This is a genomic window from Marinococcus sp. LNHM4E3-1, from assembly GCF_056034405.1.
In genome coordinates this window covers 15,206-33,154 of sequence record NZ_JBQLID010000020.1, presented here as the reverse complement: position 1 = coordinate 33,154, position 17,949 = coordinate 15,206, and the positions used below count along the sequence as shown (strand labels likewise).

The 17,949-nt window shown below is 47.3% G+C and carries 20 protein-coding genes and 1 tRNA gene; 17 read left to right on the top strand and 4 right to left on the bottom strand.

Annotated features, from left to right (window positions below; translation table 11 throughout):
• Positions 1-25 precede the first annotated feature (25 nt).
• On the bottom strand, positions 26-649 hold the full coding sequence (locus ACTRXI_RS15305) for a cysteine hydrolase family protein (protein WP_474263943.1): 624 nt from the start codon (positions 647-649) through the stop codon (positions 26-28).
• A 278-nt stretch (positions 650-927) separates the two neighbouring features.
• Between ACTRXI_RS15305 and ACTRXI_RS15300 the strand changes: the two genes are divergently transcribed.
• The 3 genes from ACTRXI_RS15300 (at position 928) to ACTRXI_RS15290 (ending at position 4,126) form a co-directional block, all read left to right on the top strand.
• Entirely contained in the window at positions 928-1,371 is a 444-nt protein-coding gene (locus ACTRXI_RS15300) for an Lrp/AsnC family transcriptional regulator (protein ID WP_051143862.1), read from the top strand.
• A complete protein-coding gene (locus ACTRXI_RS15295; protein ID WP_474263941.1) occupies positions 1,368-2,546 on the top strand; it encodes an aminotransferase in 1,179 nt (392 codons plus the stop codon). The genes ACTRXI_RS15300 and ACTRXI_RS15295 overlap by 4 nt, the downstream gene beginning before the upstream one ends.
• A gap of 146 nt (positions 2,547-2,692) precedes the next feature.
• Positions 2,693-4,126 carry a DUF2254 domain-containing protein gene (locus ACTRXI_RS15290; protein ID WP_474263939.1) on the top strand — a complete coding sequence of 478 codons (1,434 nt, stop codon included), beginning with the start codon at positions 2,693-2,695 and terminating at the stop codon, positions 4,124-4,126.
• Between the two features lie 26 nt (positions 4,127-4,152).
• On the opposite strand, the gene ACTRXI_RS15285 is transcribed toward ACTRXI_RS15290, so the two are convergent.
• Positions 4,153-5,505, bottom strand: coding sequence for a sodium-dependent transporter (locus ACTRXI_RS15285; protein WP_474263937.1), 1,353 nt, complete (start codon positions 5,503-5,505; stop codon positions 4,153-4,155).
• Positions 5,506-5,655: 150 nt separating this feature from the next.
• Between ACTRXI_RS15285 and yugI the strand changes: the two genes are divergently transcribed.
• The 3 genes from yugI (at position 5,656) to ACTRXI_RS15270 (ending at position 7,827) form a co-directional block, all read left to right on the top strand.
• Positions 5,656-6,087, top strand: a complete 432-nt coding sequence (gene yugI, locus ACTRXI_RS15280) for a S1 domain-containing post-transcriptional regulator GSP13 (protein WP_079475578.1) — start codon at positions 5,656-5,658, stop codon at positions 6,085-6,087.
• 170 nt (positions 6,088-6,257) lie between these two features.
• Positions 6,258-7,616, top strand: coding sequence for a glucose-6-phosphate isomerase (locus ACTRXI_RS15275; RefSeq protein WP_474263933.1), 1,359 nt, complete (start codon positions 6,258-6,260; stop codon positions 7,614-7,616).
• Positions 7,617-7,751: 135 nt separating this feature from the next.
• Positions 7,752-7,827 (top strand) — tRNA-Ala (locus ACTRXI_RS15270).
• Between the two features lie 241 nt (positions 7,828-8,068).
• Here ACTRXI_RS15270 and ACTRXI_RS15265 read toward each other — a convergent pair.
• The gene (locus ACTRXI_RS15265; protein ID WP_474263930.1) at positions 8,069-8,233 is read right to left on the bottom strand and encodes a hypothetical protein; all 165 of its coding nucleotides are present in this window, start codon (positions 8,231-8,233) and stop codon (positions 8,069-8,071) included.
• 178 nt (positions 8,234-8,411) lie between these two features.
• Between ACTRXI_RS15265 and ACTRXI_RS15260 the strand changes: the two genes are divergently transcribed.
• The 7 genes from ACTRXI_RS15260 to ACTRXI_RS15230 all read left to right on the top strand — a co-directional run bounded on the left by ACTRXI_RS15260 (position 8,412) and on the right by ACTRXI_RS15230 (position 14,097).
• A complete protein-coding gene (locus ACTRXI_RS15260; RefSeq protein ID WP_474263928.1) occupies positions 8,412-9,227 on the top strand; it encodes an SGNH/GDSL hydrolase family protein in 816 nt (271 codons plus the stop codon).
• Between the two features lie 645 nt (positions 9,228-9,872).
• A complete protein-coding gene (locus tag ACTRXI_RS15255) occupies positions 9,873-10,490 on the top strand; it encodes a hypothetical protein (RefSeq protein ID WP_474263926.1) in 618 nt (205 codons plus the stop codon).
• 45 nt (positions 10,491-10,535) lie between these two features.
• The gene (locus tag ACTRXI_RS15250; RefSeq protein WP_474263924.1) at positions 10,536-10,949 is read left to right on the top strand and encodes a DUF3942 family protein; all 414 of its coding nucleotides are present in this window, start codon (positions 10,536-10,538) and stop codon (positions 10,947-10,949) included.
• A 183-nt stretch (positions 10,950-11,132) separates the two neighbouring features.
• The gene (gene panB / locus ACTRXI_RS15245) at positions 11,133-11,975 is read left to right on the top strand and encodes a 3-methyl-2-oxobutanoate hydroxymethyltransferase (RefSeq protein ID WP_474263922.1); all 843 of its coding nucleotides are present in this window, start codon (positions 11,133-11,135) and stop codon (positions 11,973-11,975) included.
• On the top strand, positions 11,972-12,835 hold the full coding sequence (gene panC / locus ACTRXI_RS15240) for a pantoate--beta-alanine ligase (protein WP_474263920.1): 864 nt from the start codon (positions 11,972-11,974) through the stop codon (positions 12,833-12,835). Before panB ends, panC begins: the two co-directional genes overlap by 4 nt.
• A 5-nt stretch (positions 12,836-12,840) precedes the next feature.
• Positions 12,841-13,227, top strand: a complete 387-nt coding sequence (gene panD / locus ACTRXI_RS15235) for an aspartate 1-decarboxylase (RefSeq protein ID WP_474263918.1) — start codon at positions 12,841-12,843, stop codon at positions 13,225-13,227.
• A 15-nt stretch (positions 13,228-13,242) separates the two neighbouring features.
• Positions 13,243-14,097, top strand: coding sequence for an aminoglycoside 6-adenylyltransferase (locus tag ACTRXI_RS15230; RefSeq protein WP_474263915.1), 855 nt, complete (start codon positions 13,243-13,245; stop codon positions 14,095-14,097).
• Positions 14,098-14,259: 162 nt separating this feature from the next.
• On the opposite strand, the gene ACTRXI_RS15225 is transcribed toward ACTRXI_RS15230, so the two are convergent.
• Positions 14,260-14,799 carry a dihydrofolate reductase family protein gene (locus tag ACTRXI_RS15225; protein ID WP_474263913.1) on the bottom strand — a complete coding sequence of 180 codons (540 nt, stop codon included), beginning with the start codon at positions 14,797-14,799 and terminating at the stop codon, positions 14,260-14,262.
• Between the two features lie 82 nt (positions 14,800-14,881).
• On the opposite strand from ACTRXI_RS15225, the gene ACTRXI_RS15220 reads away from it, so the two are divergent.
• The 4 genes from ACTRXI_RS15220 (at position 14,882) to ytkD (ending at position 17,940) form a co-directional block, all read left to right on the top strand.
• On the top strand, positions 14,882-15,646 hold the full coding sequence (locus ACTRXI_RS15220) for a C40 family peptidase (protein WP_474263910.1): 765 nt from the start codon (positions 14,882-14,884) through the stop codon (positions 15,644-15,646).
• A 90-nt stretch (positions 15,647-15,736) separates the two neighbouring features.
• Entirely contained in the window at positions 15,737-16,924 is a 1,188-nt protein-coding gene (locus ACTRXI_RS15215) for a MalY/PatB family protein (RefSeq protein ID WP_474263908.1), read from the top strand.
• Positions 16,921-17,391 (top strand): YwpF family protein, encoded by a 471-nt coding sequence (locus ACTRXI_RS15210; RefSeq protein ID WP_322526298.1) that lies wholly within the window; start codon positions 16,921-16,923, stop codon positions 17,389-17,391. The genes ACTRXI_RS15215 and ACTRXI_RS15210 overlap by 4 nt, the downstream gene beginning before the upstream one ends.
• 57 nt (positions 17,392-17,448) lie before the next feature.
• Positions 17,449-17,940, top strand: coding sequence for an RNA deprotection pyrophosphohydrolase (gene ytkD, locus ACTRXI_RS15205; protein ID WP_474263906.1), 492 nt, complete (start codon positions 17,449-17,451; stop codon positions 17,938-17,940).
• Positions 17,941-17,949 lie beyond the last annotated feature (9 nt).

Here is a 17,949-nt window from a genome sequence, read left to right as displayed (position 1 = left end):
GGGCTGCCCGGAAGCTTTTACGTGTTTATGAAGAATGAGACGGCTGTGGAAGCTCCTGGGCTTCCTGAATGATTTTTTCCAGATCGTATTCATTGCTGTCCCTAGTATCGGCACCAAGTACCTTACTCATTAAATTAATTGCTTCTTCATTGGCCTGCATACTGTTCGATGCGGTGCAGTCCTGGGGAACCATTAGTTTATACCCGCGCATGTAGGCATCGTTTACTGTAAAGTGTACGCACATGTTCCCGGCGACGCCGGCGAATATAATTGTCGTGACTCCCAGGTAGTTAAGCAGGATTTCCAGCGGAGTAGCAAAAAAGCCGGAAAACTGGGGTTTGAGTATATAATAGTCATCGTCGTCAGGTAGAATTTTTTCTACTACTGGTTTGCCGGGTACTCCGTCACGTCTGCAGTATTCTACCAGGTCCGGGAAATTACTCTGCCAGCGTCCGTAATTATCGTTCACATAAATAACAGGTATATCTTTTTCTTTCGCCTGTTTCTTCAGGTTTTTAACATTTTCAGCTGCATCGAGAGCATGAGGAAGTAAATCGTCGCTGTCCGGAAAATCCAAATCGTTGATCATATCTAGAACTACAAAAGCCACACTGGACTGTTGGTTTACATGGGGTTTTTCTGATGCCATTTTATCGCCTCCATTTTTACTGATTCCTTTTTTGAATAAATTTTAAAAGAGTTTTTTGTAATCAGCGGCGAATCAGTTTGAAAATTTTCGCGGAAAGCTTGATAATGTTTTATATACTATCCAAAAAATATTGTAAAAAGGAAGGACATGTCGTTTGGTGTCCTCTCTTAGTGTACAATAGTACACAGGAGATGTAATTTTGAGGAGAGAGAAAGGGGCTGCCATCCTTGAACGAAAAAGAGTTAGAGATTCTGCACTTATTAGAGCAGAACGCCAGAATGGATATTAAAACCATTGCCAAGCTAATAGATCAAACAGAAGAAGAAGTAGAAATGATGCTGAAAAAATTAGAGGAAAACAAAGTGATCGTCACATACGCTACTGTCGTGGACTGGAGCAAAGTCAATAACCATGATGGAGTGACGGCAATGATTGATGTGAAAGTCACTCCGCAGCGGGGAGTCGGGTTTGATGAAGTAGCAGAACGGATTCATCGTTTCCCGGAGGTCAAAGCCCTGTATCTGGTGTCTGGTACGTACGATCTTCAGGTGGTCATCGAAGGAAAAACGATGTCTGAAATCGCTTCGTTTGTTTCTGGAAAGCTGTCTGCGCTTGATTCGGTTATTTCCACGACGACGCATTTCCGCCTGAAAACCTACAAACACGACGGAGTAGTGTTCGGCGACGACGATGAAGATCACAGAATGATGGTCTCGCCATGAATACTTCCTCCACACAGCAGCACAGACTGTCAGAAACCGTGCAGCAGTTAAAGCCTTCAGGCATACGCCGGTTTTTTGATTTAGCTTCTACGATGGATAACGTCATTTCCCTCGGGGTGGGGGAACCGGATTTTGTCACCCCGTGGAATGTAAGGGAAGCGAGCATTGTATCGATGGAGAGGGGCTTTACCTCCTATACGGCGAATGCCGGATTGATTGAGCTTCGAAGAGCCGTTTCATATTATCTCGAGAACTCTTTTGGTGTCTCGTATCATCCGGAATCGGATATTGTGATTACTGTAGGAGCAAGTGAAGGCATTGATGCGGCTTTTCGGGCAATTATTAATCCGGGGGATGAAGTAATTGTCGCTGAGCCATGCTTCGTCTCCTATGCGCCGATTATTACTATGGCCGGGGGAGTGCCGGTACCACTTGAAACGACGAAAAAGCACGACTTTAAAATCAATGCAGAAGACCTTGAAGCCCTTATCACTTCAAAAACGAAAGCGGTGCTTCTTTCATACCCGAACAACCCGACCGGAGCCCACATGTCAAAAGAAGAGCTCGAGCCGGTCGTAAAGGTCATTAAGGACTATGACCTGCTGGCTGTATCGGATGAAATTTACGCCGAGCTCAGCTACGATTATGAGCACGCAAGCCTTCCGGCGTTTCCGGGCATGCTCGAGCGCACAATTTTGATCTCCGGCTTTTCAAAAGCCTTTGCGATGACAGGCTGGAGGGTAGGATATGTATGCGGCCCGAAAGATATTATGGCTGCAGTGCTAAAAATTCATCAGTATACGATGATGTGTGCGTCCACCTCCGCCCAGTTTGGAGCGCTTGAAGCGTTGAAAAACGGACGCGCAGATGTCGAGAAGATGGTGGCAAGCTACCGGCAGCGCCGTAATTATTTAGTGAAGACATTTGCGGAGATGGGACTCGAATGCCACACGCCGCTCGGCGCATTCTATGCGTTCCCTTCGATTGAGAAGCTCGGTATGGACGCTGAGACATTTGCCGAGACGTTTCTGACAGAGGAGCAGGTGGCTGTGGTGCCGGGGACAGTCTTTGGTTCAGGTGGAGAAGGCCACGTCCGCTGCTCGTATGCTACTTCGCTGGAGTCGCTTGTAGAGGCCATGGAGCGGTTCAAACGCTTCATGGACCGACATGGGTAAAAAAAACACGGACCGGCAGGTTTTCTCTGCCGGTTTTTTCATGTAAAGTTGGAATATACTCCCTTCAGTTTAAAACATAAACAGAAGGGAAAACGATACAGGGATTTACATACGTATTTTCGGTTCGTATAGAGAGGATGAATTTATTGAAAAATGCTATTCGACGCATGCTGCCGAAAAAAATACGGCAGATGATGAGCATGTCCTACCGCCAGCAGTGGTATGAAATACGCTCGAGCTTGTGGGTGCTTCCGGCCCTTTACATTATGCTCGCAGCCGTGCTTTCCGTGGTGGCCTACTGGGCGGAATTCGGTCTGCAGCCCGCCTTCAATTCGCTGCCGGTATTTTCGACGGAATACAGCCTGGCGCAGACGATGTACAGCACAATGCTCTCCGGCGTACTTACCTTGAACGCCTTCACTTTTAACTCGATACTCGTCGTGCTGACGAGTTTTTCAGGCCAGTTTACCCCAAGGGTGCTGTTTAACTTTATTGCCGACCGAAAAACCCAGCACTCGATCGGGATCTTTAATTTATGTTTCTTTTTCCTGCTGTTTGTATTCTTCTTCCTTGATTCAAGCATGAGTGAATACGTAATTTTCCCTATCTCCGGCGTGGTAATGACCTCTATTTCTGTCATTAATTTTATTTTGTTTATCAACCACGCGACGAGATGGATGCAGGTATCAAGCATTACCACCTCCATGAAGGAAGAGTCCCAGCTGCGTATTTTGAATACGCTCGTCTATGACCTTGAGCCTTACCGTCCACAGGATCCAAATCGGGTTTTCCGGGAAAAAACACACGGCGGGGCCCATGTAGTGGCCAGTGAACGGACCGGCTTTCTGCAGGTGGTGGATTTCGGCAAGCTGATACGAGAAGCCAGAAAAGACGGGATCGTTATTCAAATGGAGCGTCGCGTCGGTGACTTTGTCATGGAAGGAATTACGTTATTTAAATACTGGAAAACAGACAGCAGCGCAGATATGGCGATCAATGAACAGAAATTCCGCCAGTTTTTATACCTGGGACACAGCAAAACGGAAGTGCAAGATTTGGAATTCGGCATCCGGAAATTGACTGAAATTGCGATCAAATCGATTGGAAACGATGAACCTATGACCGCCCAGGACGCTATTTACCAGCTGACGGACCTGCTGTTTTCGATTTCTAAAGTGACTAAATTCACTCCATATTTAACAGATGAAGATGAAACGCTGCGCCTGATTATGCAGGATGAAGAATTCTCGTTTTATGTATATTCAGCCTTCAGTCACATCGCCTCGTATTCTGAGAATGATCCGGTTGTTACAAACAGCCTGCTTGAAGCACTGGTGATTTTATCAAAAGCATTGAATACGAAAGATAGAAACTGCTGCTGGCATTACGGGAAAGTAATCGCACGCGGATTTACCGGCCAGTTTAAATACGATTACGACCAGCTGAAATTTGTGAACAATATTGAAGCTCTTGCAAAGAACTCGGAGGACAAGGAATCTTTTCAAAGCTTTGTGCGCGATTTCATTGACCGCGGCGTTATTCAGGAAAAACATATTCCGGAACGTCAGTATAAAGAATAAAAAAAGCAGCCCGCGGGCTGCTTTTTTTAGGCTCCTGTAAACAGGCCAATAAGTGAGTTAATGAATACGATGATAATCGCCACAGGGGCGATGTAACGAATGATGGTAAACCAGATGAGAAATACACCATTTCCCATCGCAGATCCGCGCATCACTTCATCACGAAGGTCTGCTTTCTTAATTTTTAATGGGAGAAACAGAGAAACAATCAACGCCCCGAGGGGAAGCAGAAAATTGCTTGTCAGAATGTCGGTGGAATCAAAGAAGGTATTGCCGAAAATCAGCCAGTCGGATAGCAGTCCGTATGACAGGTTTGACGGAATGCCGAGAACGAAAATCAGAATACCAACGACCCAGGCTGTACGTCCGCGGCTGTCCGGGCGTTTATAAGACACTGAAGAGACAATAATCTCGAGCAGGGAAAACGCCGAGGTTAACGTAGCAAAGATGAGCAGAAGCATAAACAGCGTAAAGAACAGCGAACCAAGTGCAAGCTGCTCAAACACTGCCGGAAGTACAATAAAGATCAAATTCGGCCCGGCATCCGGTGGTATATCAAAAGCGAACACTCCTGGGAAAATCGCAAGCCCGGAAAGCAGTGAAATGACAATCGTCAATACGACGATAGAAAACGCTGAGTTAACCAGACTCTTTTCCTTCGGAAGGTAGGAACTGTATGTAGCCATCACAGAGTTACCGAGGCTGAGGGAGAAAAACGCCTGACCAAGGGCAAATAGAATTGTGGTGCCTGTGACTGCACTGAAGTCGGGCTGCAAAAAGAAAGCAATACCCTCGCCGGCTCCTTCAAGGGTGAGCGAGCGGATTACAAGCACAATAAATAAAATAAACAGTGCAGGCATCATCCAGTTGGTCGTCCGTTCGATACCTTTACGCACGCCGCCCTGTACGACAAGAATCGTAATCAGCATAAAGGCAAGGTGCGCAATGCCTACTTCCCAGGGGTTGGAAATAATCGAGCCAAACAGAGCCTCGTAATCTGTCCCTCCACTTGCAAGACCTCCAAGGCTCCGGACAAAGTAAATAATAATCCATCCGCCGACAACGGAATAAAAGGATAAAATTAAAATAGCACAGATCATGCCCATGATACCGTTAAAAAACCAGGGGGTATTCGGCGCAATAGTTTTATAGGCGGGGACCGGCGGCTTTTGGGTGCGGCGCCCGACCACAAATTCGGCTATTAATAAAGCGGTTCCGAGAATGAGCGTAAAAGCAACAAAAATCAGAAAAAAAGCCCCGCCGCCGCTGGTGCCTGCAACATACGGCAGACGCCAGACAGCGCCCAGACCAATGGCAGATCCGGCTGCTGCTAATACGAACCCAAGCCTCGTCCCCCACTGTTCACGTGGTTGGCTCATAGTAGGTTCCTCCTTAAAATTAATTTATTCCTTTAAAGTACCGAACATGTGGGACTTTTGTCAAGAATAGGCCGTGAGTTTATCGATTGCCGAATTTCGAAAATAATGCTATAATTTGAAAGTTAATAAAAAGTTATAGGAGTTGTTTGAATGTCAGTACAGCAATATGAAGTAGGCGCAATCGTCGAGGGGAAAGTAACGGGAATTAAACCATTCGGCGCGTTCGTTGCGCTCGACGGAAATAAACAAGGATTGGTTCACATTTCTGAAATCGCCCACGGCTACGTTAAGGATATTAACGAAGCACTGTCAGTAGGCGATGAAGTTAAAGTGAAAATCAAATCCGTCGATCAGGAATCAGGAAAGATTTCTCTTTCCATCCGGGACACCCTTCCGGCACCGGAAAAAAGCGAAAGCCGTCCGCAGAGCCAGGCTCCGCGTCAAAGCAAAAGCAGCGGCCGTCCAGCCCAGCAGAGTAATAACGACACTCAGGGATTTAATACTCTTGAAGATAAATTAAAAGACTGGCTGAAGCAATCCAATGAAATTCAGGCAGATCTGAATAAGCGGGTACGGAAATAATGATCCCCGCTTTAAGAACCGTCGCTTTCGAGCGGCGGTTTTTTTATATGGTTGAAACGGGTACAGGTGTTTGAAGAACGTTTTGCGGGCGCCCGGGTTTTTCTTTATAATGGAGAAGGGTTATAGAGGCGGAGAAAACATAAAACATATTTAAGGGAGGCAGTAATAACATGGCAAAGCAAATTGAAGTAAACAGCAAAAATATTTCTCAGGAAATATCAGAGCATGAGATTGAGCAGTTGCAGCCGATGGTGGAAACGGCCCATCGCATGATTCATGAAAAAACCGGGGCTGGCTCGGAATATCTCGGATGGGTTGATCTTCCGGATACATACGACAAAGAAGAATTCTCCCGCATCCAGCAGGCAGCCGAAAAAATTAAAAAGGATTCAGATGTGCTGATTGTAATCGGTATTGGGGGCTCCTACCTGGGGGCGAAGGCGGCCATTGACAGCTTGAGTCATTCATTCCGCAACCAGCTCGACGGCTCTAAACGGAACGGCCCGGAAATTTATTTCGCCGGCCACCAGATCAGTCAGCGCTACATGCATGACCTTCTTGAAATGGTGGAGGGCAAGGACGTTTCGGTGAACGTCATTTCAAAGTCCGGCACTACAACAGAACCGGCTCTTGCATTCCGGGTGTTCCGGGACTGGCTCGAGAATAAATACGGGGCAGAGGAAGCGGCTTCAAGAATTTACGCTACGACAGATAAAAACAAAGGTGCTTTAAAAACGCTGGCTGACGAAAAGGGCTACGAAACATTCGTCGTGCCGGATGACGTCGGCGGCCGTTATTCCGTTCTTACAGCCGTAGGGCTTCTTCCTATCGCGGCAGCAGGCCTGGACGTGGAAAAGATGATGCACGGAGCGGCTGCAGCCATGGAGGCTGGCAAGCTTCAGAGTGTAAAAGAAAACTCGGCCTACCGTTATGCTGCTATCCGCTACGCTGCGTATCAGAAAGGAAAAGCCATTGAACTGCTGGTAAACTATGAGCCGCACATGCACTTTGTATCTGAATGGTGGAAGCAGCTGTACGGGGAAAGCGAAGGCAAAGACGGCAAAGGATTATTTCCTGCTGCAGTCGATTTCTCAACAGATTTGCACTCGATGGGGCAGTACATCCAGGAAGGCCGGCGTCATTTGCTCGAAACAGTACTTCATATTCAGGATGCAGGGAGCGCTCTGGAATTGAAAAACACTGATGATGACCTGGACGGCTTAAATTATTTATCAGGAGAAACGATGGGCTTCGTCAACGAGAAAGCCTTCGAAGGAACGCTTCTTGCCCACACTGACGGCGGCGTTCCAAATATTATTATTGATATTCCAGAATGGAATGAGTATTACTTCGGATATCTCGTTTATTTCTTCGAAAAAGCGTGCGCTGTGAGTGGCTATATGCTCGGTGTCAATCCATTTGATCAGCCGGGAGTGGAAGCGTATAAAAAGAACATGTTTGCCCTTCTCGGCAAACCGGGATTTGAAGAACGCCAGACAGCACTTGAAACGAGGCTGAGTAAAGAGTAAGAAGAAAATGGGCCTGCCCGCAGGCAGGCCCTCTTTTTTGCAAAGTTACACAAAAACGTGAAAAAAGGACTTGTCAGACAGAGACACACAAGGTACAATATTTCTTGTCGGCTGATATTTTATCAGCAAAAATATGGGGCCTTAGCTCAGCCGGGAGAGCGCTTGGCTGGCAGCCAAGAGGTCAGCGGTTCGATCCCGCTAGGCTCCACCATACATATTACGTCAACGACACCGGTTTGAGAGCTTCTTCTCATCCCGGTGTCGTTTTTGTATTGGCTTATAAAAGTATATGTACTTTTTTTAGTTACAAAACTTGCTGTTTGAAACGCGTTGGGGTATTATATATTCATTCCAAGATACATACCACGCCAACGACGCCGGTTTGAGGGACTATCCTCGGCCCGGCGTCGTTTTTTGTTTCGGCGGTATGTGTTTAGGCTGACAGTGGTGGCCTATTTATAGTAGAGGTTTTCGTTGGACAATGGAATCGAGGCATGGCAGTTTTCACACGGCTGTTCGTTTCCGGAAACGTTGGAATCAGTACTTAACGTTTCGGGCGGCATTTGAATGGAAGCTGTGTTTTCGTGTCCACATTCCGGGCATTTCACCATTAACATTAATTATTCACCTCACTTTTTATAACGGTTTTCCCGTCCGTCAGAGGGTTATAACTTCTATTGTAAGAAAAATTTGATAAATGAGAAGAACTGATCCTTTAGACCTTGTAGGAGGCTGCTGAAATATATTATGCTATGATCAATTCTCTATCGAAAATAGCAAAAGGAGTTAGGACAGATGAGAAAAAGATTTATACTGCTGCTTACAGCAGCCGCAGCTGGAGGTATCTGGATAATCGTTTCTTTAAATAGAGAATCTGTAAATGAAAACAGTGAGAGAATTAAAACCCCGGACGAGGAGCTTTCAGAACTGGAAGAGATGAATATTTATTCATTTTTGCAGCACCGCCTAAATACATATCATACGTCTACTGTAGAAGTGTTTGGATCAAGTGTGGCTGCCGGGACCGGAGCGGACAGCTACAGCGAATCGTGGGCCGGCCTATTAGAGGAGAGACTGCAGCAGATTAATGATGACAGCGAGCACGTAGAGCTGAACAATCATGGAGTTGATGGCTATTCCTCGGAGGATATGCTTGAACGGGAAATGATCGATGCTGAGCTTTCTGAAGAAGCGGATTTTGTGATTATTGAGACAGGTATACTGAATGATTTCTATCGGGGCATTCGGGCTGCTCAAAGTATTGATAATATCCATCAGTTGATCCGGGAAGCGAAAACGAAAGCGCCGGATGCCGTAGTATTGGTGATGAACCCAAACCCGGCGATCACCTATGAAAGCACGACTCCGGAGCTGGATAGCGGCTATCAGGAGTTTGCGGATCAGCTCAAAGAAGAATTTGAGCGCGATCAGGGAGTCTTGTTTATAGATGCCTCTGTGCCCTTTCACGAAAATGCAGAAAACGGCCGTCAAATGGAACAGTATATTGGTGACGGCATTCACCCAAACAGCGAAGGCTATCGGCTCTGGTATAAGCATATGGATGCGTATTTTGAGCAGACCCCCGTTCAGAAGGCAGAAGCATCCGGTTAAAAGATCCATAAAGTGCTTTTATAGAAAGAACGTGCTGCGAAGGCAGGGCGTTCTTTTTTTGCAGGCCTTCCCCTGAAACTGTTTACAAATGCAATTAGTAGATTATAAGAGGAAAGTTCAGTCCCGGCAGGGCAGCTGCCGGGCTTTTCACGAATTCCTCTGTTTGGCTTCCGGAGGTTAACGAAAGAACATGTGAAAGAAGTACTGTTTTAGGAAGAATGAGGAAAAACAACTCATTTCCTCTCGATATTAGGTAAGATAAAGGTATACACCCAAATAGAAGAAAAGCATAGCCAGAAGAAACAGGAAGGAGTTTTCTATGAGCTATACTGCGCGTGAACTGGTTTTCAGCCAGGCCTGTAACTGCTGGAGCCGTATTTCGTACCTGTATCAATGTGAACCGAAAATAGTAACCGTCTCGATTTTTCCTTCACCAGGCAAAAGAAGTACTCAACTTAACGCCGATACGCTGAGTATTGAAGAATTTTGGAAGGTTTGCTACGAAAAATTTAAAATGGATTTTCCGGAAATTTAACAACATTGGCTTATAAAAATGAAAAATAACAGTGCTTCCGGGGGACGTTTGCCCGTGCGCTCAGAGGGTAATTACCAATAGACACAAGGAATGTTGGAAGAGGTGAAAGTATGACTGCCGGACTATTACTAAGCGCCGTACCTCCCAAAGGGGATCCTTTTGTGATGATTGCTACGGACTCAAAGGGGGCAAGCCTTGAGGGCGGGCCGGCGGATGAAAAGGCGCAGAAGGTATTTGATGCCGGAAATGCGCTGCTGGCTGTGAGTGGTGTGGCAACAGACGCCCACCGGTCCCAGCTTGTAAAGATTCTCGAATCACATAAGGAACAGCCAATTGATAAAAAAATGCAGCTGGTATACGACGAAAGTCTGGCCGTGAAAAAGGAGCTTGGCTTAAATATGACTGCTGCGATTATGCAGTTTGACGAAGTTGGGAATCCGCAGGTGGCTTTCTGCTATGTCGGCACGGATGAAGGAGACCAGCAGTTCAACCCATATACGTTCGACCGCCGGGTTCCGGAAGTCAATCACGCGTATTTTGGCGAAGATAAAGAAGGGGTCACCGAGTTCCGAAAAAAGCTGGACGAAAAGCTCGATAAGAAAACAATTACTCCGGACCACGTCCGGGAGTCCGCAGGGTGGTTCATCCGAAGGGCTGCAGAAGCGTTTCCTGCAGCGGTTAATACCAGGGTTCAGACAAGGGTGAAGGTGTTCAGGCCCGTAATGTGAGCCGGCACTGAATACTTGATACGCAATTGAAAGGGGAGAAAATCAATGAGCTTTGAAAATACATTCGCTACTAAAACACGCAAATATTTAAATATTGATGCCCTGCCCGAGCAGCAGCTAATCGATTCGACGGCTAGAGAAATTATGTATTATTTTATGGATCTTGAAGAAGAATTTAAAAATATAAACGACCGCAAGTTTCATATTGAAGCAGGCTTTCACGAAAGCTATATTAAGATCAATAAGCGAAAGCTTTCTTTTGAGCTGAAGCATATCCCTTCCCACCGCATCACTGTCATTCAAAAAGTGAATGGTAATAAAGCCCATATAGATCACATTATTGCCAAAGACGATGAAGCCCGCAGTGAAGCAGACGAAACCCCGTTCAGCCGTGATTTGATCCGCCGGTATCTGATTCAGACATTTGGGGATTCGCTCGACTTAAGTAATATTTATTGATGTCCTCTTACGGGGGCATTTTTTTATTGAAGAATTTTTTTGGATAAACGAAGTCGCGGCGGTTGAATAAATGGCAGGGGCGTCAGATAATATACATGTGTAAATACAAGTCGGTCTAAGCAGTATGTATCGGCTAAAATATCAGATAATTCTATATCTTTTGAGTGAAGCAGGAGGAGAGAGATGAAAAGCACGGCGGTATTTAAACAGATGAAAGAACGGCAGGAGCCGATTACGATGATCACAGCGTACGACGCTCCGGCGGGAAAGGCCGCGGAAAAAGCTGGCATGGATATGATACTTGTGGGTGATTCGGCAGGGATGGTGGTGCACGGCTACGATTCCACGATTCCGGTAACGCTTGATGATATGGTGATGCATGCACGTGCGGTACGCAGGGGGGCTCCGGGCACATTTATCGTAGTGGATCTGCCCTTTTTAACCTATCATTCCTCTATGGAGAGCACGTTTACAGCAGTGAAACGTCTGATGCAGGAAGGCGGTGCCCAGGCAGTGAAGCTTGAAGGGGGAGATGAAATTACCAGAGGGACTATCGCCCGCTTAACGGCTGCCGGCGTCCCGGTCATAGGGCATCTCGGCCTTACTCCCCAGTCCGTAGGGGTGCTTGGCGGGTACAAAGTACAAGGGAAAACAAAAGAAGAAGCACAGCGATTGATGGAAGAAGCAGAGAGACTCGAACAGGCGGGAGCTTTTGCGCTGGTGCTTGAATGTGTTCCTGGAGAGCTTGCCACCCGGATTGCAGTGCATCTTTCGATTCCGGTTATCGGCATAGGCGCCGGGGCCGGCGTTGACGGTCAGGTGCTGGTTTTTCACGACGCTGTCGGATGGGGAGAGAGCTTTGTCCCTTCCTTTGCTAAGCAGTACACTAATGTGCAGGCACAAATTGACGAAGCCCTTGAGAGCTATGTAAGTGATGTAAAAGCGAAAGCATTTCCAGAGGAGAGGCATACTTTTTCCATGGATGCCTCTGTGTTGAAAGATCTTAGCAGAGGCGCATCGTCATGAAAGTATTTACTTCAATTCAGGAAATTCGCACACATATCAATGAGAGAAAACAGCAGGGAGAAATAATTGGTTTTGTGCCGACAATGGGAGCACTGCACGAAGGACATTTTTCATTAATGATGCAGGCTTTGAAAGAAAACGATGCAGTAGTGGTGAGCATTTTTGTCAATCCGCTGCAGTTTGGTCCGGATGAAGATTACGAAGCGTATCCGCGTACGCTCGAAGCGGATCTTGAAAAAGCCGAAGCCCGGGGCGTCGATATAGTGTTTGCCCCGTCAGCGAAAGAGATGTATCCCGAAGAGATGCAGACAGGGGTGCGCGTGCATGAGGGAAGTGATGTGCTCTGCGGCAAAAGCCGGCCGGGACATTTTGACGGAGTGGCGACCGTGGTGCTGAAGCTGCTGCAGATTGTTCAGCCGGCACGGGCCTACTTTGGGCAGAAGGATGCGCAGCAGGCCGCTGTACTGACGAATATGGCCCGTGATTTTAATCTTCCAACAGAGATTGTTACTGGCCCGACGGTTCGGGAAGCTGACGGCCTGGCTCTGAGCTCCAGAAATGTGAATTTAACCAGCAGGGAGCGCCGGGAAGCTGTCTGGCTGTATGAAGGATTAAAGCAGGGAGCGTTATGGATGGAAGAGGGGTTTTATGGACCCGGGGACATTTTGAAGAAAGCAAAACATACAGTAGAAGCTAACATTTCCGGAACGATTGATTATATGGATATTTTAACTTATCCCGGTCTTAAACCTGTAAGGGAATGGAACGGGCAGATAATTATCGCAGGAGCGGTGCAGTTTTCGGGAGCGAGACTCATCGATAATATTATTCTTTCTCCTGACCAGAAAGAAAGGGGGTGACACTGATGTACCGTACGATGATGAAATCAAAGCTTCACCGGGCTGTAGTTACAGAAGCAGATTTAAACTATGTAGGAAGCATTACCATTGACCGGGATCTGATGGAGGCGGTGGACCTGTGGGAAAACGAGAAAGTGCAGGTAGTCAATAATACGAACGGGGCCCGTCTGGAAACGTACGTGATTGAAGGCCTCCGGGGCAGCGGGGTAATTTGCCTGAACGGTGCAGCCGCGAGAATGGCGCAGCCGGGGGATGTGGTCATCATTATTGCTTATGCATTGATGGAAAATGAAACGGCCCGGGAGTTCAAACCGGCGGTGGCTGTGCTTGATAGTCATAATCAAATCAGACAGATGCTGTCTTATGAGGCTGCATCGACGAGCCTGGATTAAAAGGAGAGGCTGCCTGTGCGCACGCCTGAGGCTGTGATGGCGCTGATAATGGAGACTGCCAGAAACGATGAACGGGTCCGGGCCGCAGCTCTAAGCGGATCCCGTGCAGCCGCCGGAAGCAGCAGTCCTGATCTTTTCAGTGATTTTGATATTATTTATTTTGTGGAAAATATGGAACAAATGATTCAGGACCGGACCTGGCTTGAAGTGTTTGGAAAGCCTTTGGTTATGCAGACCCCGGATGAAATGAATTTATACCGTGAACCGTTGGGAGAGTCATTTGCCTTTCTGATGCTTTTTCAGGATGGTAACCGCATTGATTTAACCTTAAAGCGCGCAGAGAACAGGTATGAGCACTGGGAGCAGGACGGTTTGACCCGCTGCCTGCTGGATAAAGATCGCCCAGTTTCTGATTTTCCTGCTCCTACCGACATAGGCTACAAAACAAAGGTGCCGGAAGAGGGATTCTTTCACCAATGCTGTAATGAGTTTTGGTGGGTGGCGGTGTATGTAGTCAAAGGCTGGGGGCGGAGAGAAATGCTCTACGCCCAGGCCCACCTGAATATTATCCGCCGTATGCTGATACAAATGCTGAAGTGGAAGGTTGTACTCGAAAAAAAGACATCAGTAAATTTCGGCCAGGAGGCGAAGCATCTGGAAAAACACCTCGGGGCCAAGAATAATAAAGAACTGGCAGCTACTTATGCAGCGGGCTCTTACGATAGCGTGTGGGCCTCGTTGCAAAAGGCGATAGTTATGTTTGAACGGGAATCTGCTTTCGTTGCGAGCGAATGCGGGTTTGCGTTGAATGAGCAGGAAGGGCGACGGGTGAAGCAATATATTCAAGAGGTCAAACACGCGGTAAAATAAAAAAAGGCTCCTGCAGGCAGCAGGAGCAAAATGAAATATGGGATAAGAGCAACAAATTGGACGAATGCTACTCTATATGCTTATTATTACCTAAAGAGTAAGAAAAGTACACACTTTTCAGAAAAAATGATGCTTTTACCTATAGATGCGAATGGGTCCAAACTACTGCCCGGGCAGATCTTCAGCCCGTTTGTAGTGGAGCTGGGCCAGTTCTCCCCAACGCTTCACTTCGTGCAGATGAAGCCGTTTTGGCTGCCCGGTCCGTTGCTTAAACAACGGGACGCCGCTTCCTAAAAGATCAGGCGTAAAGGTAATAATATATTCATCGATCAGTTCTGCTTCTAGGAGAGGATCTATAATGTCTGCGCCCCCAATGACCCATATGCCACTTCCAGACTCCTGCTGCTTGTTTTGAAGCCATTCTGCCACGTTTCCTTGGACAAAGGAGACGTAACCGTCGTTGCCCGTGCGGCTGGTGGAAAAAACATAGCAGTCTTTGTCACTGTAGGGAAAGGCATCTGTTAAAACGAGCACGTCTTCGTAGGTTTTTCTTCCCATTACGACCGTATCCACCCGCCGGTACATTTCATCGTAGCCATTGTCTCCCTCGCCTTCGGCTTTCAGCAGCCAGTCAATATTTCCTTTTGCATCAGCGATATAGCCGTCAAGACTGGCGGCAATAAACAGGATTGTTGGTTTCATTACGACCACTCCCTCCGTTAATACGTTTATTTTATCATGAAAAAACAACAATCAGAACAATTGTACGGGAAGGAGGTAAAACATGAAGAAAAACTGGGTGTGGTTAAGTGTTGCTGCAGCAATGGTTATTGCAGGTGGCGCGGGTTACTGGGCGGATCGGCACGTTTTAATCACCACTGTCGATGGCAATGACAAAGCCTGGTACATCGAGGGCGGAAAAGCAGAGGAAGAGCTCTACCTTCGTCCCGAAACGGCCGCATCTTTATACGGAGCGGAGCTGGAACAAGAAGGCCGGGCCGTGCGTTTATCTGTGAACGGCGCTTCGTGGGAGGGGGAGCTTGAACAGAGTCCCGCCTGGTTCAATTGGAGGGGAGAATCTTATATTCCTGTGAAAGAAGCCGCGAAAGAACTGGCATTCGAAGAAGAAGAGACCGGAAACCGCTATACAACAGAGCTTTGGAGCCCGGCCCAGGAAAGAATCGCCAGAGTGATTGAGAAGGGGGAAGAGTTTACAGGTGTTCCGTACAAATGGGGAGCGTCTGAGACTACGACCGAATATTTCGACTGTTCCTCCTTTACGCAGCGTATGTATGCTGAAGAAAACGTGGATCTTCCAAGGGTCTCGGAGGATCAGGCGCAGGAGGGCCGGGATGTTGCTGAAGAAGACTGGAAGCGGGGAGACCTGATTTTCTTCGATACGAATGGAGACGGCAGCATTAATCATGTAAGTATGTATATTTCTGACGAAACACTGTTTCATGCCACAGAATCCGACGGTGTCGGCTATACTGATTTTTCGGATTACTGGAAGGAATCCGTGGTGGAGTCAAAAAGATTCATCGTTTAAAAGCCGTTTGAATTCGTCTTCCTAAAAAGAAAGTGATAAAATAAAGAACGGAATAGACATGGGAAGATGAAACGAGGAGGCTTTTTAAGCATGGATTTTAACAAGGTATTAAATCGGAAAAATACAAACTCAATGAAGTGGGACTTTGCGGCCGAACGCTATGGCTCTTCGGAGCTCTGGCCGATGTGGGTTGCGGACATGGATTTTCAGGCACCGCAGCCTGTACTTGATGCCATGCAGGAGGTAGTTGATCACGGGATTTTCGGCTATCACCGTCGTCCGGAATCTTTGAAGGACGCGACAACCGAATGGATTCGCACGCGCCATGACTGGAATATAAGTAACGAGCAGCTTGTCTTCACCCCGGGCGTAGTGCCGGCGATCAGTCATCTGATTCAGACATTTACGGAAAAAGGTGAGGGCGTTATTCTGCAGACCCCGGTCTACTACCCGTTCTATATGTTAGTAAATAATAATGAACGAACGCTGTATAAGAACCCGCTGAAAGAAACAGACGAAGGATTTACTATTGATGTGGAAAACCTTGAAGAACAGATGAAAGCCGGCGCGAAAATGCTTTTATTGTGCAGCCCTCATAACCCTATCGGCCGGGTGTGGACCGAAGAAGAGCTGCAGCAGATCGCCGCTCTGGCAGAGAAATACAACGTGCTGGTGGTATCTGATGAAATCCACGCAGATCTTATTCTCTCCGGCGTGCATGTACCATTTTCAAAGGCGGCGGATGGTTATGATGTGGAAACCATCACCTGCATGGCGCCGAGCAAAACCTTTAATCTTGCAGCCCTGCAGCTGTCCTATGTGGTTTTTGAGAAAAAAGCTTCACAAAAAGCATACGAAGCCCATCTGCAGCGTAATTTTGTCGGAATCGACAACCCGTTCGCCACAGTAGCTGCGGAAGCCGCATACCGGCATGGGAGCGAGTGGCTGGAAGAACTGCTCGTTCATCTGCGGGAAAACGTTGATTATTTAAAGGATCAACTGGAGTCGGCAATTCCGGAAGCGCACGTTATTAAGCCGGAAGGGACGTATCTTGTCTGGATTGATCTCCGTAACCTTGGGATGGATAAAAAAGAGCTGGAGGAATGGCTGCGCAAAGAAGCAGGGGTAGCTCTTAGTGACGGGCATATCTTTGGCGATGAAGGTGCTGGCTTTGTCCGCATTAACGTGGCCTGCCCACGCACGCATATCGATGAGGGCGTACGCCGCTTAAAAGAAGCATATGAACGAACAATTCAGGCCGCCGGCCGTAAATCATGAAAACGTTCCGTCTAGTCCGCCTCAGCCTGTTTCAAAAAGACGGTGACGCAATTGAAATGCATGAGATAAAAATGAAAGAAGGGCTCATTATTAATCGGGAGGAGCCTGATAGATCATGGCTCCTTGATGCGGTCATACCTACAGAATATGAAGACATTATTCACGAGTGGGAAAGACACGAAGAGGAAATGCTGATGGAAGCGGTCATCACTCATCCTGACAATGCCCCGGCGCTTTTGAGGGGAGTTGTGAAAAAAACGACGAGACTCGAGCATTCTCTTGGCGTTTTAATCCAGGCGTATATGGCTGGAAAAGATGAAAATATCACCGAACTGATATTGAAAGAGCTGATTACCGAAGGGTATGAAGGAGATCAGCTTATGGAAGAGTTTCACGAGCGAAAAAACGATCAGCGCTCCTGGTCTAAAGCAATGGCGGCAAGATTATACAGCCGCCAGGAAAAATAAATGCCCCCGGAGAGATGATAGAAGTGGAGTGATACGTATGTGTGAGGAACTGGCCATATGACGACCTGCTATAAATTCCGGGACTACTACAATAACGAAGTGGAATTGGCGTTAAACGACACTCCATTTTCAGACAAGCCGGGACATGTATGGGTTATATGCTTATATGCCGGCAAGTGGCTGCTCACTCGTCACTCCCAGCGCGGGCTGGAGTTTCCGGGCGGGAAGATCGAAGAGGGAGAAGCCCCCGAAGAAGCAGCTGTACGGGAGGTTGATGAGGAAACCGGAGGCCGGGTTGAAGTGATACGCTCTCTTGGCCAGTACAAGGTGGCTGGCCGGAGTGAAGACGTAATAAAAAATATATACATCGCTGTGGTGGAGTCGCTGATTCCTCATGAGGATTATATGGAAACAGACGGTCCGGTGCTGATAGAAACACTTCCAAGTAATATTCGTGACCATCCCGGCTACAGCTTTATTATGAAAGACGAAGTGCTTCCCCGTAGTGTGAAATATGCGGAGGAAGCAGGATATATTACATTAAAATAAAAGGAACCG

What these genes read in the sequence shown, in the direction of transcription:
- ACTRXI_RS15305 (WP_474263943.1), bottom strand. Translation starts at nt 649, where the DNA reads ATGGCATCAGAAAAACCCCATGTAAACCAACAGTCCAGTGTGGCTTTT.
- ACTRXI_RS15300 (WP_051143862.1), top strand. Translation starts at nt 928, where the DNA reads ATGGATATTAAAACCATTGCCAAGCTAATAGATCAAACAGAAGAAGAA.
- ACTRXI_RS15295 (WP_474263941.1), top strand. Translation starts at nt 1,368, where the DNA reads ATGAATACTTCCTCCACACAGCAGCACAGACTGTCAGAAACCGTGCAG.
- ACTRXI_RS15285 (WP_474263937.1), bottom strand. Translation starts at nt 5,505, where the DNA reads ATGAGCCAACCACGTGAACAGTGGGGGACGAGGCTTGGGTTCGTATTA.
- yugI (WP_079475578.1), top strand. Translation starts at nt 5,656, where the DNA reads ATGTCAGTACAGCAATATGAAGTAGGCGCAATCGTCGAGGGGAAAGTA.
- ACTRXI_RS15275 (WP_474263933.1), top strand. Translation starts at nt 6,258, where the DNA reads ATGGCAAAGCAAATTGAAGTAAACAGCAAAAATATTTCTCAGGAAATA.
- ACTRXI_RS15265 (WP_474263930.1), bottom strand. Translation starts at nt 8,233, where the DNA reads ATGTTAATGGTGAAATGCCCGGAATGTGGACACGAAAACACAGCTTCC.
- ACTRXI_RS15260 (WP_474263928.1), top strand. Translation starts at nt 8,412, where the DNA reads ATGAGAAAAAGATTTATACTGCTGCTTACAGCAGCCGCAGCTGGAGGT.
- ACTRXI_RS15255 (WP_474263926.1), top strand. Translation starts at nt 9,873, where the DNA reads ATGACTGCCGGACTATTACTAAGCGCCGTACCTCCCAAAGGGGATCCT.
- ACTRXI_RS15250 (WP_474263924.1), top strand. Translation starts at nt 10,536, where the DNA reads ATGAGCTTTGAAAATACATTCGCTACTAAAACACGCAAATATTTAAAT.
- panB (WP_474263922.1), top strand. Translation starts at nt 11,133, where the DNA reads ATGAAAAGCACGGCGGTATTTAAACAGATGAAAGAACGGCAGGAGCCG.
- panC (WP_474263920.1), top strand. Translation starts at nt 11,972, where the DNA reads ATGAAAGTATTTACTTCAATTCAGGAAATTCGCACACATATCAATGAG.
- panD (WP_474263918.1), top strand. Translation starts at nt 12,841, where the DNA reads ATGTACCGTACGATGATGAAATCAAAGCTTCACCGGGCTGTAGTTACA.
- ACTRXI_RS15225 (WP_474263913.1), bottom strand. Translation starts at nt 14,799, where the DNA reads ATGAAACCAACAATCCTGTTTATTGCCGCCAGTCTTGACGGCTATATC.
- ACTRXI_RS15220 (WP_474263910.1), top strand. Translation starts at nt 14,882, where the DNA reads ATGAAGAAAAACTGGGTGTGGTTAAGTGTTGCTGCAGCAATGGTTATT.
- ACTRXI_RS15215 (WP_474263908.1), top strand. Translation starts at nt 15,737, where the DNA reads ATGGATTTTAACAAGGTATTAAATCGGAAAAATACAAACTCAATGAAG.
- ACTRXI_RS15210 (WP_322526298.1), top strand. Translation starts at nt 16,921, where the DNA reads ATGAAAACGTTCCGTCTAGTCCGCCTCAGCCTGTTTCAAAAAGACGGT.
- ytkD (WP_474263906.1), top strand. Translation starts at nt 17,449, where the DNA reads ATGACGACCTGCTATAAATTCCGGGACTACTACAATAACGAAGTGGAA.